Source organism: Candidatus Villigracilis proximus (assembly GCF_016717045.1).
GTDB classification, from domain to species: Bacteria; Chloroflexota; Anaerolineae; order Anaerolineales; family Villigracilaceae; genus Villigracilis; species Villigracilis proximus.
In genome coordinates, this window is record NZ_JADJUO010000005.1 from 71,926 (window position 1) to 89,610 (window position 17,685).

18 protein-coding genes and 1 pseudogene are annotated in these 17,685 nt (G+C 47.3%); 10 read left to right on the forward strand and 9 right to left on the reverse strand.

Annotated elements, in window-relative coordinates; all coding sequences use genetic code 11:
- Positions 1-44 precede the first annotated feature (44 nt).
- From IPL71_RS06735 to IPL71_RS06745, 3 genes are read right to left on the reverse strand one after another with little or no spacing between them, the layout of a single operon-like run.
- The gene (locus IPL71_RS06735) at positions 45-863 is read right to left on the reverse strand and encodes a LysM peptidoglycan-binding domain-containing protein (protein ID WP_345320089.1); all 819 of its coding nucleotides are present in this window, start codon (positions 861-863) and stop codon (positions 45-47) included.
- Entirely contained in the window at positions 863-1,297 is a 435-nt protein-coding gene (locus tag IPL71_RS06740; RefSeq protein WP_345320091.1) for a sensor histidine kinase, read from the reverse strand. The genes IPL71_RS06735 and IPL71_RS06740 overlap by 1 nt, the downstream gene beginning before the upstream one ends.
- Positions 1,248-3,215, reverse strand: a complete 1,968-nt coding sequence (locus IPL71_RS06745) for a GAF domain-containing sensor histidine kinase (protein WP_345320093.1) — start codon at positions 3,213-3,215, stop codon at positions 1,248-1,250. The genes IPL71_RS06740 and IPL71_RS06745 overlap by 50 nt, the downstream gene beginning before the upstream one ends.
- A gap of 63 nt (positions 3,216-3,278) precedes the next feature.
- Between IPL71_RS06745 and IPL71_RS06750 the strand changes: the two genes are divergently transcribed.
- The 8 genes from IPL71_RS06750 to IPL71_RS06785 all read left to right on the forward strand — a co-directional run bounded on the left by IPL71_RS06750 (position 3,279) and on the right by IPL71_RS06785 (position 10,770).
- Positions 3,279-4,673, forward strand: a complete 1,395-nt coding sequence (locus IPL71_RS06750; RefSeq protein WP_345320095.1) for a tetratricopeptide repeat protein — start codon at positions 3,279-3,281, stop codon at positions 4,671-4,673.
- A 53-nt stretch (positions 4,674-4,726) separates the two neighbouring features.
- The gene (locus IPL71_RS06755; protein ID WP_345320097.1) at positions 4,727-5,377 is read left to right on the forward strand and encodes a hypothetical protein; all 651 of its coding nucleotides are present in this window, start codon (positions 4,727-4,729) and stop codon (positions 5,375-5,377) included.
- 163 nt (positions 5,378-5,540) lie between these two features.
- Positions 5,541-6,419: a bifunctional methylenetetrahydrofolate dehydrogenase/methenyltetrahydrofolate cyclohydrolase FolD gene (gene folD / locus IPL71_RS06760; RefSeq protein WP_345320099.1), complete on the forward strand. Its 879-nt coding sequence runs from the start codon at positions 5,541-5,543 to the stop codon at positions 6,417-6,419.
- 83 nt (positions 6,420-6,502) lie between these two features.
- Positions 6,503-7,414, forward strand: a complete 912-nt coding sequence (locus tag IPL71_RS06765; protein ID WP_345320101.1) for a c-type cytochrome — start codon at positions 6,503-6,505, stop codon at positions 7,412-7,414.
- A 126-nt stretch (positions 7,415-7,540) separates the two neighbouring features.
- Positions 7,541-8,068, forward strand: a complete 528-nt coding sequence (locus IPL71_RS06770; RefSeq protein WP_345320103.1) for a hypothetical protein — start codon at positions 7,541-7,543, stop codon at positions 8,066-8,068.
- On the forward strand, positions 7,977-9,347 hold the full coding sequence (locus IPL71_RS06775) for a hypothetical protein (RefSeq protein WP_345320105.1): 1,371 nt from the start codon (positions 7,977-7,979) through the stop codon (positions 9,345-9,347). The genes IPL71_RS06770 and IPL71_RS06775 overlap by 92 nt, the downstream gene beginning before the upstream one ends.
- 171 nt (positions 9,348-9,518) lie before the next feature.
- Positions 9,519-9,875 carry a PadR family transcriptional regulator gene (locus tag IPL71_RS06780; protein WP_345320107.1) on the forward strand — a complete coding sequence of 119 codons (357 nt, stop codon included), beginning with the start codon at positions 9,519-9,521 and terminating at the stop codon, positions 9,873-9,875.
- A 4-nt stretch (positions 9,876-9,879) separates the two neighbouring features.
- Positions 9,880-10,770, forward strand: a complete 891-nt coding sequence (locus IPL71_RS06785; protein WP_345320109.1) for a sensor domain-containing protein — start codon at positions 9,880-9,882, stop codon at positions 10,768-10,770.
- A gap of 106 nt (positions 10,771-10,876) precedes the next feature.
- On the opposite strand, the gene IPL71_RS06790 is transcribed toward IPL71_RS06785, so the two are convergent.
- The 5 genes and pseudogenes from IPL71_RS06790 to IPL71_RS06805 all read right to left on the reverse strand — a co-directional run bounded on the left by IPL71_RS06790 (position 10,877) and on the right by IPL71_RS06805 (position 15,077).
- Positions 10,877-12,694, reverse strand: a complete 1,818-nt coding sequence (locus tag IPL71_RS06790; RefSeq protein ID WP_345320111.1) for an SH3 domain-containing protein — start codon at positions 12,692-12,694, stop codon at positions 10,877-10,879.
- A gap of 78 nt (positions 12,695-12,772) precedes the next feature.
- Positions 12,773-12,964, reverse strand: a pseudogene (locus IPL71_RS25805) (hypothetical protein); the annotation flags it as partial.
- Positions 12,922-13,278: a GH25 family lysozyme gene (locus IPL71_RS06795; protein WP_345320114.1), complete on the reverse strand. Its 357-nt coding sequence runs from the start codon at positions 13,276-13,278 to the stop codon at positions 12,922-12,924. The pseudogene IPL71_RS25805 and the gene IPL71_RS06795, both read right to left, overlap by 43 nt.
- 246 nt (positions 13,279-13,524) lie before the next feature.
- The gene (locus tag IPL71_RS06800) at positions 13,525-13,878 is read right to left on the reverse strand and encodes a YraN family protein (protein WP_345320116.1); all 354 of its coding nucleotides are present in this window, start codon (positions 13,876-13,878) and stop codon (positions 13,525-13,527) included.
- Entirely contained in the window at positions 13,875-15,077 is a 1,203-nt protein-coding gene (locus IPL71_RS06805) for a glycosyltransferase (RefSeq protein WP_345320118.1), read from the reverse strand. The genes IPL71_RS06800 and IPL71_RS06805 overlap by 4 nt, the downstream gene beginning before the upstream one ends.
- 105 nt (positions 15,078-15,182) lie before the next feature.
- On the opposite strand from IPL71_RS06805, the gene IPL71_RS06810 reads away from it, so the two are divergent.
- Together IPL71_RS06810 and IPL71_RS06815 are read left to right on the forward strand one after the other, a co-directional pair.
- Positions 15,183-15,386 (forward strand): MoaD/ThiS family protein, encoded by a 204-nt coding sequence (locus IPL71_RS06810; RefSeq protein ID WP_345320120.1) that lies wholly within the window; start codon positions 15,183-15,185, stop codon positions 15,384-15,386.
- A gap of 22 nt (positions 15,387-15,408) precedes the next feature.
- The gene (locus tag IPL71_RS06815; RefSeq protein ID WP_345320122.1) at positions 15,409-16,347 is read left to right on the forward strand and encodes a PP-loop family protein; all 939 of its coding nucleotides are present in this window, start codon (positions 15,409-15,411) and stop codon (positions 16,345-16,347) included.
- Positions 16,348-16,580: 233 nt separating this feature from the next.
- Here IPL71_RS06815 and IPL71_RS06820 read toward each other — a convergent pair whose 3' ends face one another.
- Positions 16,581-17,570, reverse strand: a complete 990-nt coding sequence (locus IPL71_RS06820) for a serine/threonine protein kinase (protein WP_345320124.1) — start codon at positions 17,568-17,570, stop codon at positions 16,581-16,583.
- Between the last annotated feature and the right edge of the window lie 115 nt (positions 17,571-17,685).

Sequence of the window (17,685 nt, forward strand, 5' to 3'; positions counted from 1 at the left end):
ATTTTGCAGGTGTGAAAAATTATCATTCTGTATTTATATTATTTTTAGGGTGTCGCAGTTGTGAAGGCTGTGGGGCTTATGGTTAATGTAGGCGCCGCCGTGAGCGTAGGGACCGCCGTTGGGGTGGCAGGCACAGACGTATCGCTTGGCGGGACAGTGATTGTGAAGGGCAGGGCTGTTTCTGTCAACGGGTCGGTGGGATAAGGTGTCACCGTACTTCCTGGTATGGGCGTTGGGTTTGGAGTGCGCGTGGCTATATTACTGGGAACCCAAAGAATTTCGCCTGCATAGATCAGGTCGCCTGGCAGACAGTTGATCGTCCTGAGTAAGGCGGCGCTTATATAATAATTCGTCGCGATGGCGTACAGTGTGTCACCGGCTTTAACTGTATATGATCTTGCCCAGTTGACCGCACCCGGATTGCAGACCGCAACCGTACTGGTCGGCGCAGGCGGCACATACATGCTTTTGCCTGCAACAAGATTGTCGCTTGGCAAACAATTGGCGCGGCGAAGTTCATCCTTGCTGACACGATAACGTTCCGCGAGAATATCAAGCGTCTCTCCGGGTTGAATGATAATTTGATTCACCCATCCAAACGGAGGTGGACACGAAGCAGGCGTATTGACAAAGGTTGCAGTGACCGTGGCAGTTGGAGATCCAAGCCCGAGGGTGGGCGTGATGGTCGGAGGAAGTGTGGCTGTGGCAGTGAGAGGCGCAGGAGATGGAATCAGAACATTAGTCGTAGTGGGGGCCGCCTCAGGGACAAACTCCACCAGAGAAATCGATAACGCTCCGATCATCAATCCGGTTGAGATCAGAGCAACTACGAGCGCGTTCCCAAAACCGCGCAAGTTTTGCATTATTTCTTTCCTTTGGCTTTAAGTTTTTTCTCTGCCATTGCCGCCCCCGCGATGGGCAATAACACGCTAAAGGTGGAGCCAACCCCATTTTCACTTTCAACCCAGATGCGCCCATGCTGCGCCTCGGTCAGTGCCTTGGCAATCGATAAGCCTACACCTGTATCGCCCACCCCTTGGATAAGAACATTATCCGCTCGATAGAGACGGGTGAAAACACGCGGCAAATCTTCGGCTGCGATGCCCACACCCGTATCGGCAACCTGGATCAGGATGTAATCCAGATCATCTTCGGTTCGAGTCTGAACCATGAGCCTGATCGTGCCTTCGAAGGGAGTTGCCGACCCTGCATTTTGCAAAAGATGGATGAGGATTTGCTGAAGCGCTTCACGGTCTGCTTGAATGGGGGAAAGTTTCTTTGGCAGTTCCAGATGCATGGATATATTTTTTTTCACGCACCTGTGTACTGGTATAGGTCATCGCATTGTCAATGATCGTATTTAAATCCACTGCTTCAGGTTTAAGGTCATTCAATCCTGCTTCGAGTGTCGTGATCTGAATCATGTCATCGGTCAAGTTGTGGATGCGCTCTGTCGAAGCCTTGATGCGTTCCACAAATTTGCGCTGTAACGCACCGAGAATCCCCACAGATTCGCCGAGCAGCAGATCCGTGTACCCCACAATCGAGGATAACGGCTGACGTAATTCCTGCGAGATGGAAGCGATCACTTCCGCCTGTTCCGTGCTCTTCACACTAACACGACCCTGTTCAGCCTCATGCATTTTCATATTGGCTTCGGCGAGTTGATTTTGTAAATGAGCCATCTCTTGCAAAGTTGCTTTCAGGTCCTGTTCCACCTGTGGCGTGGAAGACGTGGAAGGTTGTAGTTTTTTCCCTGCGCGTAACTCGGCGCTTTCAAGTTGTAACTGTTCAATAATGCGTTGCGACTCTTCCTGCGCGGCACGCAAAGATGCCATTTCCACTGAGCCGCTTTTTTGTACTTCTGCGCGCGAGGCATCCAATTGTTGAGTCAATTCTGAAATACGGCGTTCCAATCTTTCAACCTGAACGAGCGCCTGATCGCTTTGTGTTTCCAGTTTACTCATCTTCTGGCTGCGCTTGATGATCGGCACCAGTGATGTGGCAATATTAGCAAGGAACGCCTGATCTTCCGCTGTCCATGTGCGGTCTGAATAGGGGGAGAGTAAAAGTAAACCGCCCAGAGATTCTTTTTCCGGGGTTAAGATCGGCACACTCAGTAAATGCCCCGGGTTGGTCAGCCCGAGAATTTCTGCCAGACCTTTAATGTCTGCCGAGGTACTGCTGGCAGGCATCCGCAGCGGACGCCCGCGCTGTAACGAATTCGCCAGCATTGGAATGGAACTTTTGCTTAACGAACCGCCGTCCAAGTTGTCTTCGCGAATCAGATCATAACCGCCTGCGATTACCATTTGGTTATTATTATCAGTTAAATAGATCATAAAACACAAGTCAGCGAGCAGGGTCTGCGCGATGGCGCGAGTAATGGCCTGACTAACTTTTGTGGGATTTGATTCCGCCGCAAGCGCGAGCATTGCATGGAAGGTCTTGGGGTCTGTGCTGTACCGTCTGCGCTCAAGCGGAATGGAATCTTGTCTCATGGCCGCAGAACGTTGGGGTGTCGCTGCCACAGCAGACGTGGAGATAGAGAAACGCTGTGGTAATGTCAACAGAATTGGATAGGCCGCCATATAGGCCAAACGCACGATCCCTGAATAATTTCCATTGATCTGGAAAAGCAAATGTCCCACATGTCCTAAAAATCCGAGAGCAAGCATGATGATCCCATTCCACATGCCATCTGGCTTGCGAATGAACAGGATTGCCATCCCGCCTAATATCAATAATAGTGAAGCGGTTTGCCAGAAAAAATCGTCAGGGGTTTGGTTATAAGTGGTGAGCGTGCTCTGTGTTTGCCAGGTCAGCAAACTTAACCCCAACGCCGTCAATACCAGCAGGCTCAATAGTGAAGCTGCTGCATCTGCTCCACGGCTGGGTTCGGGAAAACCAAACAGCCAGGTGATCCAAATAATGCCAAAGACAACAAACGCGCGATCCATGGGGGGTAGAACCGAAGTCGGGTCTATGATGTGCTGCCAGCCCAACCCGCTGAACATGAACATAATGACTTGAGCAATCAGTAAAATACCAAGCCCCACAAAAGCGCGCCGCGCTTGTGGATATTCACTCGTTCGCCAATGATTAAACGCTGATTGAAGTGCGCTGGCAATGGCGATCACCAGCACAATATAGTAAACCATGTTTCCGGGCGGTGCAATCAGGGTTTCAAAAATTTTATTGAATAATACGCTCATTTCCTTATCATTATACTGCCACTTGAAAAAATTATGGCGTACTCACGTATAATTACCATTACAATGCGTAACAAAAAAATTATCATCCCTCTTACGATCATCCTTCTGCTTCTCGCCGCGCTGCTGTCCATTATTATTAGCGGCTATACTGCGATCAACCGTGCCGAGAATCAATTCGCTGAAAAGAATTACGCTGACGCTGCCGAGTCTTATCAACTGGCTGCACAGCGATTTCCCTGGCGTGAAGATCTGTGGGAAAAGACAGGTATCGCCTTCGCTTCCAGTAGTAACTTTTCACAGGCAATCTTTTATCTGGAAAAATTATCCGCGCCATCCGCCGAAGGTTTGATGTGGCTGAGCTTTTCCTACCAACAACTCGGAAATTATCCAGCCGCCATTCAGTCCATTCAGCAAGCCATACAAATCAATGATCTCTCCAATTTTTATAAAATACTTGCCTTGCTATATCGTCACGAAAAAGATTGGCCGTCTGAACGCAATGCGCTTGAAGATCAACTGCTTCGGGATTCAAGCGACGTCTACGCCCGATACAGACTCGGCCTCTTGTTGACTGTTCTGGAGCCTGAACAGGCTCTTTCCGATTTGATGCTCGCATCTTCTCTGGACCCGCAATTTGATCCCGCAGTGCAGACATTGCGCGCCGCTTTGAATTTATCTGCCACACAACCCGATGCATCATCGCAAATGGTGACCATTGGCCGCGCTCTGGGCTTGGTGCAGGAGTGGGACTTGTCGATCGTGGCGTTTGAGAATGCCATCACACTTAATGCAGAGAATGCCGAAGCGTGGGCCTGGCTTGGCGAAGCAAAACAGCAAACAGATTTGGATGGACGCGTGGAACTCGATCAGGCAGCGGCGCTCGATCATACGTCTGTCGTTGTCCGCGCTTTACGCGGGTTGTATTGGAATCGTCAGAAAAAATATCCACAGATGCTCGCGGAATACTTATTGGCTGCAAGATATGAACCTGAAAACCCTGCATGGCAGGCTGAACTCGGCAACGCCTACACCTTGAACGGTGATCTGGCTATTGCGTTGACTGCCTACCAACATGCGACGGAGCTTGCGCCAAATGATTCAACGTACTGGCGTTTACTTGCAATTTTTTGTAACGAGAATGGCGTGTATCTGGAGAATGTAGGTTTGCCTGCTGCACAAAAAGCCGTGGAGTTTGCGCCGGATGATCCGCTTGCTTTGGATACTTTGGGATGGTCGTATCTCTCCACGGGCAGATATGCCAACGCAGAAAAAATTTTGTTGGATGTGATCGAACGTTATCCGGAGCTTTTTTCCGCGCATATTCATCTGGCAATGACCTATCTTGCACAAGGTAATCATCCCGCCGCTTTTAATGAATTGACTTATGTTCGCGATGCAGATTCCGGTGGTGCGAGCGGGTTATTTGCGGAACAGTTGCTCGCAAAATATTTTCCATAATAAGCAACATATATTTTGCAACTTGCCATCTTCCTCATGATAAAATCACAACTATGAATCGCCTCTTATCTTTAATCTCCTTCTTAATTGTTTTTTCCTCCGCTTGTTCCACGACCAATCTCACTGCTGTGCCACAGGAGCAATCTCTGCCTTCTGGAAGCGTGCTGTTTCAAGATGACTTTACTGGCCGCGCATCAGGCTGGGATCGGTTAATGACTGCCGAAGGCACCATGGACTATGATGCAGGCGGGTATCGTATGCTGATCAATGCAATCAATACGAATTTTTGGACGACACCGCACAAGGACTTTGCCGATGTCCGCATGGAAGTGGATGCCGGGAAATTAGGCGGGCCGGATGAAAACCGTATCGGTTTGATCTGTCGTTTTACGGGCAATGATTATTATTTCTTTATGATTACCAGTGATGGGTATTACGGTATTGGTATTTTTGCCGGCGGGCAGGCTGCCTTGCTTAATCAGAGTGAAATGAAAGTGGACGGTAATATCAGAACGGGGCTGGCTGTTAATCACCTGCGTGCCGATTGCGTGGGCGATAGCCTTACGTTTTTTGTCAACGGTTTTCAAGTGGCGTCTGCTCAGGATGGAACATTGAAATCTGGTGACGTTGGTTTGCTGGCTGGCACATTCTCTCAAACCGGTGTGGATCTGGTATTTGATAATTTTGTGGTCTTGAAACCATAAATGGGGCGGTGGACAATGAACGATGAATCATGGCCTGTTGTTCATTGTCCATTGTCAACTGCAAAACTTTGAATTCGGGATAAGTGTCACTTTTTGAAATGGGGGAGAACTCGTATAATACCTGTACCCTCTTTCACAGTAAATTTATTACAGGAGCAAATAAATGACAGCTCAATTAATTGACGGAAAGTTGATCGCTCAACAGGTGCGTGATGATGTCGCGGCAAAGGTTACTGCACGAGTCGCGGCGGGGAAGTCCAAGCCGACACTTGCAACTGTGCTCGTCGGCGAACGGGTGGATTCGGCTACTTATGTCCGCGCAAAAGGTAAGGCTTGTGAAGAGCTGGGCATGGGGTCAGTTAGTCACCATCTGCCTGCGGATATTTCACAGGACGATCTTGAAAAAGTTATTAAAGATCTGAATGCAGATAAATCGGTAAATGGCATTCTGGTGCAATTGCCTTTGCCTTCTCATCTAAATGAAGAACGCGTTCTACAGTTGATCAGCATCGAAAAAGATGTGGACGGTTTCTCTCCGTTAAATATTGGCCGTTTGGCTCAAAAAGGACGTGAACCATTATTTGTCCCCTGCACTCCTTATGGTTGTATTTATCTGCTCGAAAAAGCCGGCGTAAAAATTGACGGTGCAAATGCTGTTGTCCTTGGGCGTTCAAATATTGTCGGTATGCCAGCCGCTTTGTTATTGATCGGCAAGAATGCCACAGTCACTGTCTGTCACTCGCGCACAAAAGATATCGCGGCAGTCGTGCGTGAAGCGGATATTCTGATCGCAGCCATCGGCAAGCCTGAATTCGTGCGTGGCGATTGGATCAAACCCGGCGCGGCAATTATTGATGTAGGCATCAACTCCAAACCGGATGCGACAAAGAAGAGCGGCTATCGTTTGGTGGGCGATGTCAACTTTGATGAGGCGAAGGAAGTCGCGGGCTTTATTACTCCGGTTCCGGGCGGAGTTGGACCAATGACGATCGCGATGTTGATGAACAATACCTATCGCGCGGCGGAAATTCAAGATAAATAATCAACACCGAGAATTAATAATAAATGACCAGTCCCGTCGCGAGGCGGGATTGATTTTGTAAAAGTATAAAACTCGGAGGATGTATGAAGAAGTTTTTTAAGTGGGTAGGGATTGTGCTGGGTGGGTTCGTGGGGTTGATTGCGATTGCATTGGTTGTGATCTATGTTGTCAGCCAATCACGCTTAACGCATGTTTATCAGATCGCAGAAGAGCCAATTTCCATCCCAACCGATACGGCTTCCATTGAAAAGGGCAGGCACATTTTTCAGTTTCGCGGCTGCGAAGCCTGTCATGGAGAAAATCTCGAGGGTACAGTTTATTTGGACGACCCGGCCGTCGGGAAGGTGATCTCGTCGAATCTCACAACAGGTAACGGCGGAGTCGGAAGCGCAATGACTGATTCCGATTGGGCACGCGCGATTCGTCATGGAGTCCGCCCGGATGGCACGGGATACCTCTTCATGCCGTCTACCGAATTTTATTTCTTAAGTGATGAAGACCTGGGTGCGGTCATTGCTTATATCAAAAGCGTTCCGCCCGTGGATAGCAGTCTGCCCGCCAGTGAAATTTCTTTTACCGGCCGCATCGTGATGACTTTGGTTAAGGGGATCACTTTTATTCCTGCTGAATTAATTCCACATGACGCAGCGCGTCTCACCGCGCCCGAAGTTGGCACTACACCCGAATATGGCGAGTATCTGACACAGTCCTGCAAAGTGTGTCACGGCTTAACAATGTCTGGCGGTATGATCCCGGGCTTCCCATCCAACTGGCCACCCGCGCCTAACATTACGTTTGGCGGCGGCTCTGCTTTGCCCACATGGACAGAAGACGAATTCATCAACACCATTCGTACAGGCAAGACTCCTGAAGGCAAGGAATTGCGCGCCGAATTCATGCCGTGGAATTCCTATAAATTTATGAGTGATGATGAGCTGAAGGCTGTGTTTGTGTATTTGGAATCTTTGCCGAGGTTGGAATATGGCAATCGATGAAGAACGATCCCTGCTTATTGTTTTATTTGATCTTAATTCATCTAAAATTTTTCGGAAAAAATAATTGAAGTGTTCAATGGTATACTGCCGGCCGTCGTAAATGGATGTTCGTACTTAATATGGTGATTGAGTCATAATGGAAAAAATTCAGCGATATCCGGTTCTGATCTTTTCAGCAGTGTGGGGAGTTTCCGCAGTGCTGTTTTTAGCTATTCTTTTTCTTGCCGTGTTGGGCGGTCCGGTTTCGGTGCGGGAAATCAATCCGTCCAAAATTACGCATTTGAGTCCAGCGCTCCCAATTCGGCTGCTGTGTCATATCGCATTCCAAATATGGGAATCAAATCCCTGATATTTGGCGGACTGATCTCTCCTTTGCAGGTTTCCATTTTGGAGAACGGCCAGCCATTACCGGTTGTTTTATGCGGCTTTGAACAATTTAAGTTTGATAATCAAAATTGCTATGCAGTTCAAAGTGGACGGATTTATTTTTCATCTTCTGATGGAAGTTTTGCTCGTGAAAATGGCAGCCTATACCAGATCTGCCTGGCATTGGAAACCAAGCATGTTCCTTGTGTTTGCCAGTCTGCTGTTTTTGATTATTGCCAGTGTGATGCTTGGAAAGAAAAATCTTTGGGTGGCACAAGGCTTGTTTAAAATTCGGGAATGGATTGCGTTACAACCGATGGGAATTTGGGTTGTTGCCGGTTTCTTTATATCCTATGTTCTGTTTTTTTTCATTCCCATCTTTTTAAATACCCGGGGTGTAATGCTGCAAAACCTGGGCGATGTGCCTACTACCATGTTGGTTGGTAGCGATCATCAGGTTATCGTGGAAGGTATGTCGAGAGATTTCTTTTTTACAGAGCCGAAATTTGTTATACGCGCTTATCCATACCCGCCGTTTACCCTTCTGTTCCACACTATGTTTCTTCCTTTTCATTCAGTGGGTTCATACTGGGCCATTTCATTTTTGACTCTGACCGCTTTTGCTTTGGTTGGTTTTTTCATTCCCGTTCAATTCAATCAGCAAAAAAAAATGACCATCCTGCCGACGTTTTATTTCATTACAGGCTTGTTTTCATATGGATTTCAGTTTGAGCTTGAACGTGGACAATTTAACTTAATTTCCGTTTCTCTCGCGTTAACTTCCATTTGGATATTCCATAAATACCCGAAAATACGCTGGCTCAGTTATTTGTTCTTCACAATGGCAGTCCAGTTGAAAATGTATCCCTTGATCTTTATATTGGGATTGATTGATAACTGGCAGGATTGGAAAGGAATCAGCAAACGCTTTGTTTTGCTGGGTGTCATGAATTTTGTAACTCTCTTTATTTTAGGTTACAAAAATTTTATTACATATCTTCAGGTTATTAAACAATATGCAGCTGACGGCGCCGCTACCAGTAACTGGATCGGCGGTCATTCCATTAGTGCGTTTGTCAACCTGTTGTCTGCAACCATTACAGGGGAATATGTAAATCCAGATTGGGTCTGGTTGCAAATTTTATTTACTCTGATCGTGTTGATCTGTTTTGCGATCATTGTATATCGTGCATATAAACAAAACCTGCCCGGTCCCAATGCTGCCTTGCTGCTGGGATGCGCCGTGCTTGCCCAACTGCTTCCTTCTGTCAGCTTTGACTATACTTTATCCATGATGCCTGTTGTGCTTGCACTCGTTTTTTCAGACATTCGCAAAATTGACAGGGGATTGAGCGCCTCCATCTTTTTGCTCATTTTGGGCATGGCTTATGGAAGCGTACAGTTTTCCTTTACTCAAAAATTGGTGACCGCTGAAATGTTGTTTATCAATCCCAGTATGATCCTGCTATTGGTAAGCGCTTTTCCTGCCCTGTTCCTGTTGATGGTATCTGCCCTTGGACTTGGCTTTTCGCAAAATATAACTACTCAAATGAAGAGTCAACCATGAGTATGGTCACGATCAACCTGGCCTTATGATTTAAATTCGATTTCCAGTACAAATAGCGAACCTCTACTCGAAAGGGTGGAGGTTCGCTATTTGTACTCTTGACATAGTATTGATTTGATACTATTATTTACTTATTACTAGTAAGAAATTGACACTACTGAAAGGAGTCATATGAATGAAGTTTCCGCACAAACTAAAAAATTTCAAAAGGAGTTGAACTCCGGAACATCGTCTCTGGTGATGTTAAGCGTATTAAGCCGCAGCAAAGAGCCGATGTATGGCTATCAAATCGCAAAACTGCTCGAAGAAAGCGGACCAGACTTCCCCATGATGAAGCAAGGGACTTTATATCCCGTGCTTCGCTCTTTGGAAGAGAACGGCTTGTTAAGCAGCATGGTCGAGCCTTCGGTTTCCGGCCCGCCGCGCAGATATTACAAGATCACAGATGAAGGTCAGAACGCTTTGAAAGAATGGCTGGAGATCTGGAAGCAGACGAAAAAATTTGTTGATGCAATTTTAAAAGGATAATGCCATGTTGAATACAATTGAAGAATATCTCGAAGCCTTAAAAACCGAAATGCAGGAAAGCGACTCCGCTCTTTTACAGGATGCGCTTGCTGATGCCCGCGAGCATTTATCCACAGCATTGGTGGTGGCACGCGAAAAAAATTCAGAACTGAATGAAGCCGATGTGTTAAAGATTATTATCGATGAATATGGAACTCCCGAAGAAACTGCCTCCGCATACAAGGAAGTGGAAAAACGCACCTCTCCCATTCTGAAACAAAATGCCAAACCGCAGTCAGCATTTGTCCGCTTTTTTGGTGTCTATGCAGATGTGCGTGCCTGGGGCGCATTGCTTTATATGCTGATCTCATTTATCACAGGCGTTTTCTATTTCACATGGGCCGTAACCGGTGTTTCAGTTTCTGTGCCGTTTTTGATCTTTATATTTGGTTTCCCTTTCGCACTTTTATTCCTGCTCTCCGTACGCGGACTCGCCCTGCTCGAAGGCCGTCTTGTGGAAGCCTTACTCGGTATACGTATGCCGCGACGTCCAGTATTCTCACATCAAGGCATGAAATGGTTCGATCGCCTTAAGGCACTCCTGACCGACAAAGCCACCTGGCTTATGCTGGTCTACATGCTCACTCAATTTGTTTTAGGTGTGGTTTATTTCGTTTTGATCGTAACCGTGTTAAGCGTGTCACTTTCATTGGTGGCCGTTCCTTTTATACAGGAGCTTTTTAATCAAGGCGGAATCTATAACAATGGAATTCAATACTCCTTTCCCACATGGTCGTACCTACTTTTTGTTTTGAGCGGATTTATGCTCTGGACGATCTTTATGAAAATTGCACGAGGCATCGGTCAACTGCACGGACGGTTTGCAAAATGGATGCTGGTTAGCGACGAAAAATAGCAGATAAAATAAAAGTCCCGCATCAACACGGGACTTTTACCTGCTACTGTTTAATTATTTTTCTTCCCCTAAAGCGGATCCTGCAAAGACCCTGGCAAAATCAAGTCTACTTTCTAATGTAAAGACCGAGATGATTTGCAACCTCGCGTTCCTTACCCTTTATGATTTGGTCAATCGGAGAGTTAAGCAAACGTGCCTTCCCATCCAGGATCCCCTTGATAACCATTGCCGAAGAACCGCCGCCATCCATATTGACGCCGGTATACACACCGTATGAAATGAGCAAGTCAGCCAGCTCAGGGAAAGTAACACCTTCACTGTAATCTGTCTGACGCCCATCCACCACCATAAAGATCAACCAGCGTCCGTTTTTATTCACACCCACTGCAGTCCGTGGACTTGGTGTTGCAGCCGCCAGATTTTTAACGCGCACGCCTTTCTCCACCACAAGGCGGTCACCGGCGATTGCATTAAACGGCTGGTTTTGAACTCCATTAACGGTCACTTGATTGCGGGCGCCAATATAAATAATGGGCTGAACAGTCTTGATCGGTGAATATACTTTTCCACGCGAAGCCGCATAGCCATTGGCTTTGACAGGATCCCCGCCGTTCGGGCAGGTGGTTGCAGGGTTGACCGATGCATCAAGATAACTGAATCCATCGCCATTGATCGCAGCAAATAAACTGAATTCTTCCATGAATTTTGAAGTAGTACGCGTGCATAAAATTCCAGCAGGGTGTGAAGATGGAGTCACAAGGAATTCGAGTCCGGCTGTTGTTAAGTCTATTGCCATGACATGCATTTTATTTTTGCGCGGCGTGGTCAGGTCTTTTTGAAGATAGGTGACGCCTTTGAAAAGATTTTGCCTGATCGATGCGGGACGGGTGTTGCTTAGAAAAACAAGACTCTTCTTTTCACACCATCCCACAAGCCCATCCACACGACGGATTTTAAACCAGACAGGGTTGGTTGTATCGTCTAATGCGGGCAGGGTATCATCCAGCAGCACGGTGCCCAGCACTTTTCCGCTTGTACTTGCTGTTTCACGCACCGAAATTGAAGCAACACCAACCCGATACCATTTTTTGTCGGCATCGGTTGGGATGGGGTCAGGCACTGGGGTGTCATCATCCGGTATCGTATCTGTACTGATAAGGTTCTGGACCACGCTCCAACCCACTAAACTTCCATCAAGTTTACGGACATTTAACCAGGTGCGATCTGCGTTTGCACCGATCTCTTCTACGATCTCACCAAAATTAAGTGTGCCCAGTGATGGTTCTAAGGAATTGGGTGCATCAAGTACAGGCAGGGTCGTGGATGTAACTCGATATTTTTTATAAACAACCGGTGGCGGATTATTGTCCACGCTTTGCAAATATGTACCTAAACACCAGCCAACCAGAGTACCATCTGATTTCTTAACTTTTAACCAGGTACGATCTGCGTTTGCATCAACTTCTTCCACGATCTCATCGAAGGGTAATGATCCAATCGATGTGAAAGACAACCCGGGTCCCAAACGTACCTTCAAGGAAGGTGTGGCTGTGACGCGATATTTTTTTTCCTCAACCGGCGGCGGGGTGGTGGTTATGCTTTGCAAATAAATGGCAAAACTCCAACCGCTCAGGCTGCCATCAGCCTTGCGGACTCGCAGCCATGTCCTATCGGAATTTGCGCCGATTTCTTCCACGATCTCATTTGGATATAGCAGCCCGATCGAATTGTATGTCAACCCCGGTCCTTCGCGGACTTTTAGAGAGGGGGAGGCTGTTACACGATACATTTTTCCGGTTGGGGTGCCGTCATCCGGATCGGGATCAGGGTCAGGATCCGTCGGAACGTCGCTTAGATTAAAACGGGCTTTGAGCGCAGCCAGATCACCATTGAAATAATTTAGATCAATGCCGTTGCTTTCCACGCCATATAACTTTCCGTCACCGGTTTCTGTATATTGCCAGAATAACCATTCGTTGGCTGTCCATGGTTTTGGAACCAGTGGTTGAGTGGCGCCATAATTGGCGATCCATAACGGGTATTGATGGAAATATGCAAGTTCGGCAGTTTGTGTGGCGGCATTTGGAGCGTTATCTCGCCAGTAATAATAACCCGTGTAAATGCCGATCTCTTTGCCATTTACCAGGGCTTTTACTCTTTCAATAAAGGTGTACCAGTTTTCCAGCCCTTGTATGCGCCATTATAGGTTTCTTCAAAATCTGCAAAGAGGGGCAGTTCGCCGAAATCACCACCAAATTGCTGTACCCATAATTCTGCCTGGCGTTTGGGTTCCACGCGGCTGTCGTAGAACCAGTAGGAACCTCGCGGTATGCCTGCCCGTTTTGCTTCGCGCCAATTGGCTTTGAAGTCTGTGTCCACCCATAGGTTTTGCCCCGCGCGGATAATGACATATCCCGCGGATAATTTCATTTTTACAAAATCAATGCCTTGCGGAGTTTCGGGGTCGTCTTGATAAAAACTAACATCGGGGCCGATGACGTTTGCCATAATATTCTCCTTGAGTGTGTTAGCGCTGATCTCGCAATTTCTATGCGAGATATTTTTCATCAGTTTATAAGATTATACCAAACGGCACTAACGCCGTTTGGTATTGGTTTTTTGATCAGGTTTTATAACTAAACAGAAAAAATGTCTCAAATATTATTTCCGATAATATCTATGATTAGAAATTCACAATTGTGGAGTCCATCAGCTTGTTGATGGCTTGCATCAAAATTTTAGCCGTCAATACCTTTAAACTGCATTCTCAAAATGGGTGATGACCGGGTTGATTCCCGGCCTGCCTTCTACTGCGATGACGTCAATTTGATAATGATCGATCTCGTGTTCGGCACAGTAATGTTCGGCGGCATCGAGCATGTGTTGCTGCTTGGTGGGGGTGATGGCTTCTTCGGGGAAGAAATCTTTGCTTGATGTGAGTGTTTTTACTTCAACAAAAATGGTGATCTCTGCCTGCTGCGCGATGATGTCAATTTCACCATACGGAGTGCGGATGTTGCGCGCAATAACCTGATAGCCGTGTTCGCTGAGCCAGTCTGCGGCGGCGGTTTCACCCCATGCGCCGATTTCTTTTTTATATTTCGTCATTGTGTGACGCTTTCCAAAAGTTTACGCAAGCGCACAGACCAACTGCTCTTGCGCGGTTGGGCATCGTTTACCAATTTTTCATAATGTTTCAGCATGATATTTGTTGTGCGTTCGATGGCATAGGTGGACGATGCCTTTCGCGCTGAGTCGCCCATTTTTTTACGCAGGTCCAGGTCAAGACAGAGGCGGGTTAACTTCGCAGTAAAAGCGGACAGGTCGTGAGTCGCAAGCAGTCCGGTCACACCATCCACAACAGTATCTCCAACGCCCACAGAATGAATGCCCATCACGGGCAGTCCCGCGCCCATGGCCTCGATCACAGAAAGCGGATGGACTTCGGTGACCGACGCAGTGACGAATACATCACACATCGCAAGATAGGATGGAAGTTTATCGTATTCGATTTTGCCCGTTAAGCGGACTCGCTGATCAAGTTCCATTTCGCCGACGAGTGTGCGGATCTCTTCTTCGTATTGCTGGACTCCGCTTCCGATCAGCAGTAGTTGTGCGTTGGGGATTGCCTGCGCTATGCCCGCGAAAGATTTTAAAAGGAAGGGAATATTTTTTTCAAGCGCGATGCGCCCCGCATAGATCAGAAGGATGTCGTTTTCCTTGTATCCAAATTCTGCGCGTGATAATGGTTTGGCTTCGATGAAATTTTTTAAGTCCACGCCGTTTGGGACAACTTCTATGTTGCTGGTTACATTGAGTTGACGCAGAACTTTTTCCATGCCTGCCGAGGGTGCAACCACCAGCTGCACTGCATCACAAAAAGATGGCATATAAGCTTGTAAAAGCCCCCGGCTCATTTCTTCGGGCATCATCGGCAAATAGGCTTGTGCGTAAAGATCGTAACGGGTGTGATTGGTGTAGACGATGGGAATATGCAGCAGGCGGCAATAGCGCAGAGCAAGCCTTCCGCTTAAAAATGGATGATGCACATGGACAATATCCATGGTTTGCAGAAGTTGTTTTGCAGCGCGCGAATAGCGCGTGGATAAATAAAATCCCGTATCGGCCAATGGCATGCCGTGGTTGCGTATGACATGTAATTCGCCATCCTGATAATCGACATCGCCAAATGTGAAGACAAATACTTCATGACCCGCTAATTCAAGATAGCGTTTGTTGATATCAACGTAGTTGGTGATTCCGCTGGTGTACGGCTTGTAACTATCCACCATCATTCCGATTCGCATAGCACTATCCTAAGACACGCACGGATGAATGTCAAGTGAAAATAAAGGATAAAGGCGGAAGGGTGGGTATGGAAGCGCATGATAAAATTTGATTCTCAAGGAGCCATGATGGTTGCAAAAATGATTTTGCGTGACAAGGAATATGAAGTGAAGCCGGGTATGGCTTTGGTGGATGCATTGAAGAAACATAATATTGTGCCTGAGTCGGTGATCGCGATCCGCAATGGAGAGATGATCACAGATGATGAGATCCTGCGGGCCGGTGACATGGTGAAATTGATCGCTGTCATTTCGGGTGGAAGTTTTTAGTCAAAGGTGATGGGTTACTGGTATGAAATGTCGTAAATGTGAAAACAAAGCTTCCGTTCACATGCGTCAGCATAAGCTGGCATTGTGCAAGGAGCATTATCTTGAGTGGGTACCCGAGCAGACGGCGCGTTTTATTAAGAAATATGAGATGTTCACGCCGAATGAAAAGATACTGGTCGCGGTTTCAGGCGGCAAGGATTCCCTTTCACTCTGGGATATTCTAGTGCGGCTCGGCTATCAGGTGGATGGTTTATATCTTGGTCTCGGCATCGATGGCGGCATCAATTACTCGCATGAGTCTCAGCGGCTGGCTGAAAAATTTGCGAACGAGAACAATCTTAAACTGCATGTTGTGGATATTGAGAAGGAATACGGCCATTCCATTCCGGTGCTTTCAGAAAGCAGCCACCGCGGACATGGGAAGCCGTGCGCGGTCTGCGGGTTGGCGAAACGGCATGAGATGAATCGCATCGCGCGTGACCTTGGGTATGATGTACTCGCCACCGGTCATAATCTGGATGATGAAGCGGCGGTCTTATTTGGTAATACGCTGACCTGGTCGGGGGATTATCTTCTGCGGCAGGGACCGGTGTTGGCAGGCGCAGAAGGACTTGCGCGCAAGGTGAAGCCGTTGTGTCGTTTTTACGAGCGCGAGATGACTGCTTATGCCATCGCGCGCGGCATTGAATATATCTATGATGAATGTCCATTTGCCGATGGGTCGCAATCCATTTTTTATAAAGAGTCACTTAATCTATTGGAAACTGCGCGCCCGGGCGCGAAGCTTATATTTTATTTAAGTTTTCTGGAAGCTAAAAAGGCGGGAAATTTATTTATTGAAAGAAGTGTGGGGCATGCGCATTTGCATCCCTGTCCCCGCTGCGGACAACCCACTTCAACCCCTGATTTTTGTTCGTTCTGCCGAATGATCGAAAAGGCGCAGACCGAAGCTGCTGAGTAAATTTTGAAAAACGCGGACGAAAGTTCGCGTTTTGTTTAGAGTTTGTTTGAAAAATAAACACAAAGTCACAAAAGCACGAAATTACAAAGTTGGTTTTTTCCTTTGAGTCCGTGACGCCTTCGTGGTTTAAAAACAGACTTTTGTAAGAGATCGAATTATTAAATTAAAAATGCGGACTTCAGTCCGCATTCCTTATTTCTTATTACTCATTACTTATCACTCCCCACTCCCACTCATCTCAACCATGTAGTCACAAGCCCGATGAGAAATAATCCCAGTGCGGTGTAGCCGACAAGTTGTTCCTGTGGAAATAGTGAAAAACCGGGAATGTCAAAGCCGGAACGTTTTAAATCCGCACGGTCCGGGACTTCCTGTTTGCCGAGCAATGCTTCTCGGAATTGGATGACGGTTTTGGGGCGGTCATCGGGATGTAAAGACATGGCCCACAGGATGGCTTTTTCGACACGGCTGCTAAGGTGCGGATTGATATCTCGAGGCGGAGTCAGGCTGCGGGTGTCAAGGAAGCGTTTACGCGCTTCGGCGGGCGGTTCGTTCGTCACGAGATTGTAGAGAGTCGCGCCAAAGGAAAAAATATCCGCACGTACATCGGTGTGAGTATCGTCGCCGCCATATTGTTCAAGCGGAGTATATAACGCAGTGCCCTGACCTTGAATGATGGTGATCGTCACTTCGTTGGGAGCCATGATCTTCACCAAACCAAAATCGACCAGCTTGATCAATCCGCTGGGAGTGATCTTGAGGTTGCTTGGTTTGATGTCACGATGAATGATGGGTGGGTCTTGGTTATGCAGATAATTCAGCGCATCTGCGATCTGTACCGCCCAACGCAGGACTTCATTTTCAGAGAGGAAAATTTTATTGCGGCGCGCATCCTGCATTCGCTCGCGCAGGTCTTTGCCGGGGACGTAATCCATTACCAGATAATCGCGCACATTGACCGAAAAGTAATCTGAAACCTTGGGCAGGTTGGGGTGGTCGAGGCGCGCGAGAACAGATGCCTCACGAAAGAATTGTTCGCGGGCCTGCTCAAAAACCTGGGTTGGGAGAGCCTGATTGTGCTCAACTTCCTTGAGCGCGCATAATCTACCTTCCAGACGGGTGTCTTCTGCAAGATAAATACTGCCGGTACCGCCCTGTCCGATCTGTTCACGGATCTTGTAGCGGTCGCGCAGGATCTCCCCTTTCTTCAACGATTGGGGCAACTGCACTCCTGTGTTGTGCTGCGCGTGTAACCTGTGTCTGTCTTAATGAAGTGATATTTTCGGCGTGTATCACTTTGTAGATTAAGCTAAAAGTAAATATGCACAGATTTACACT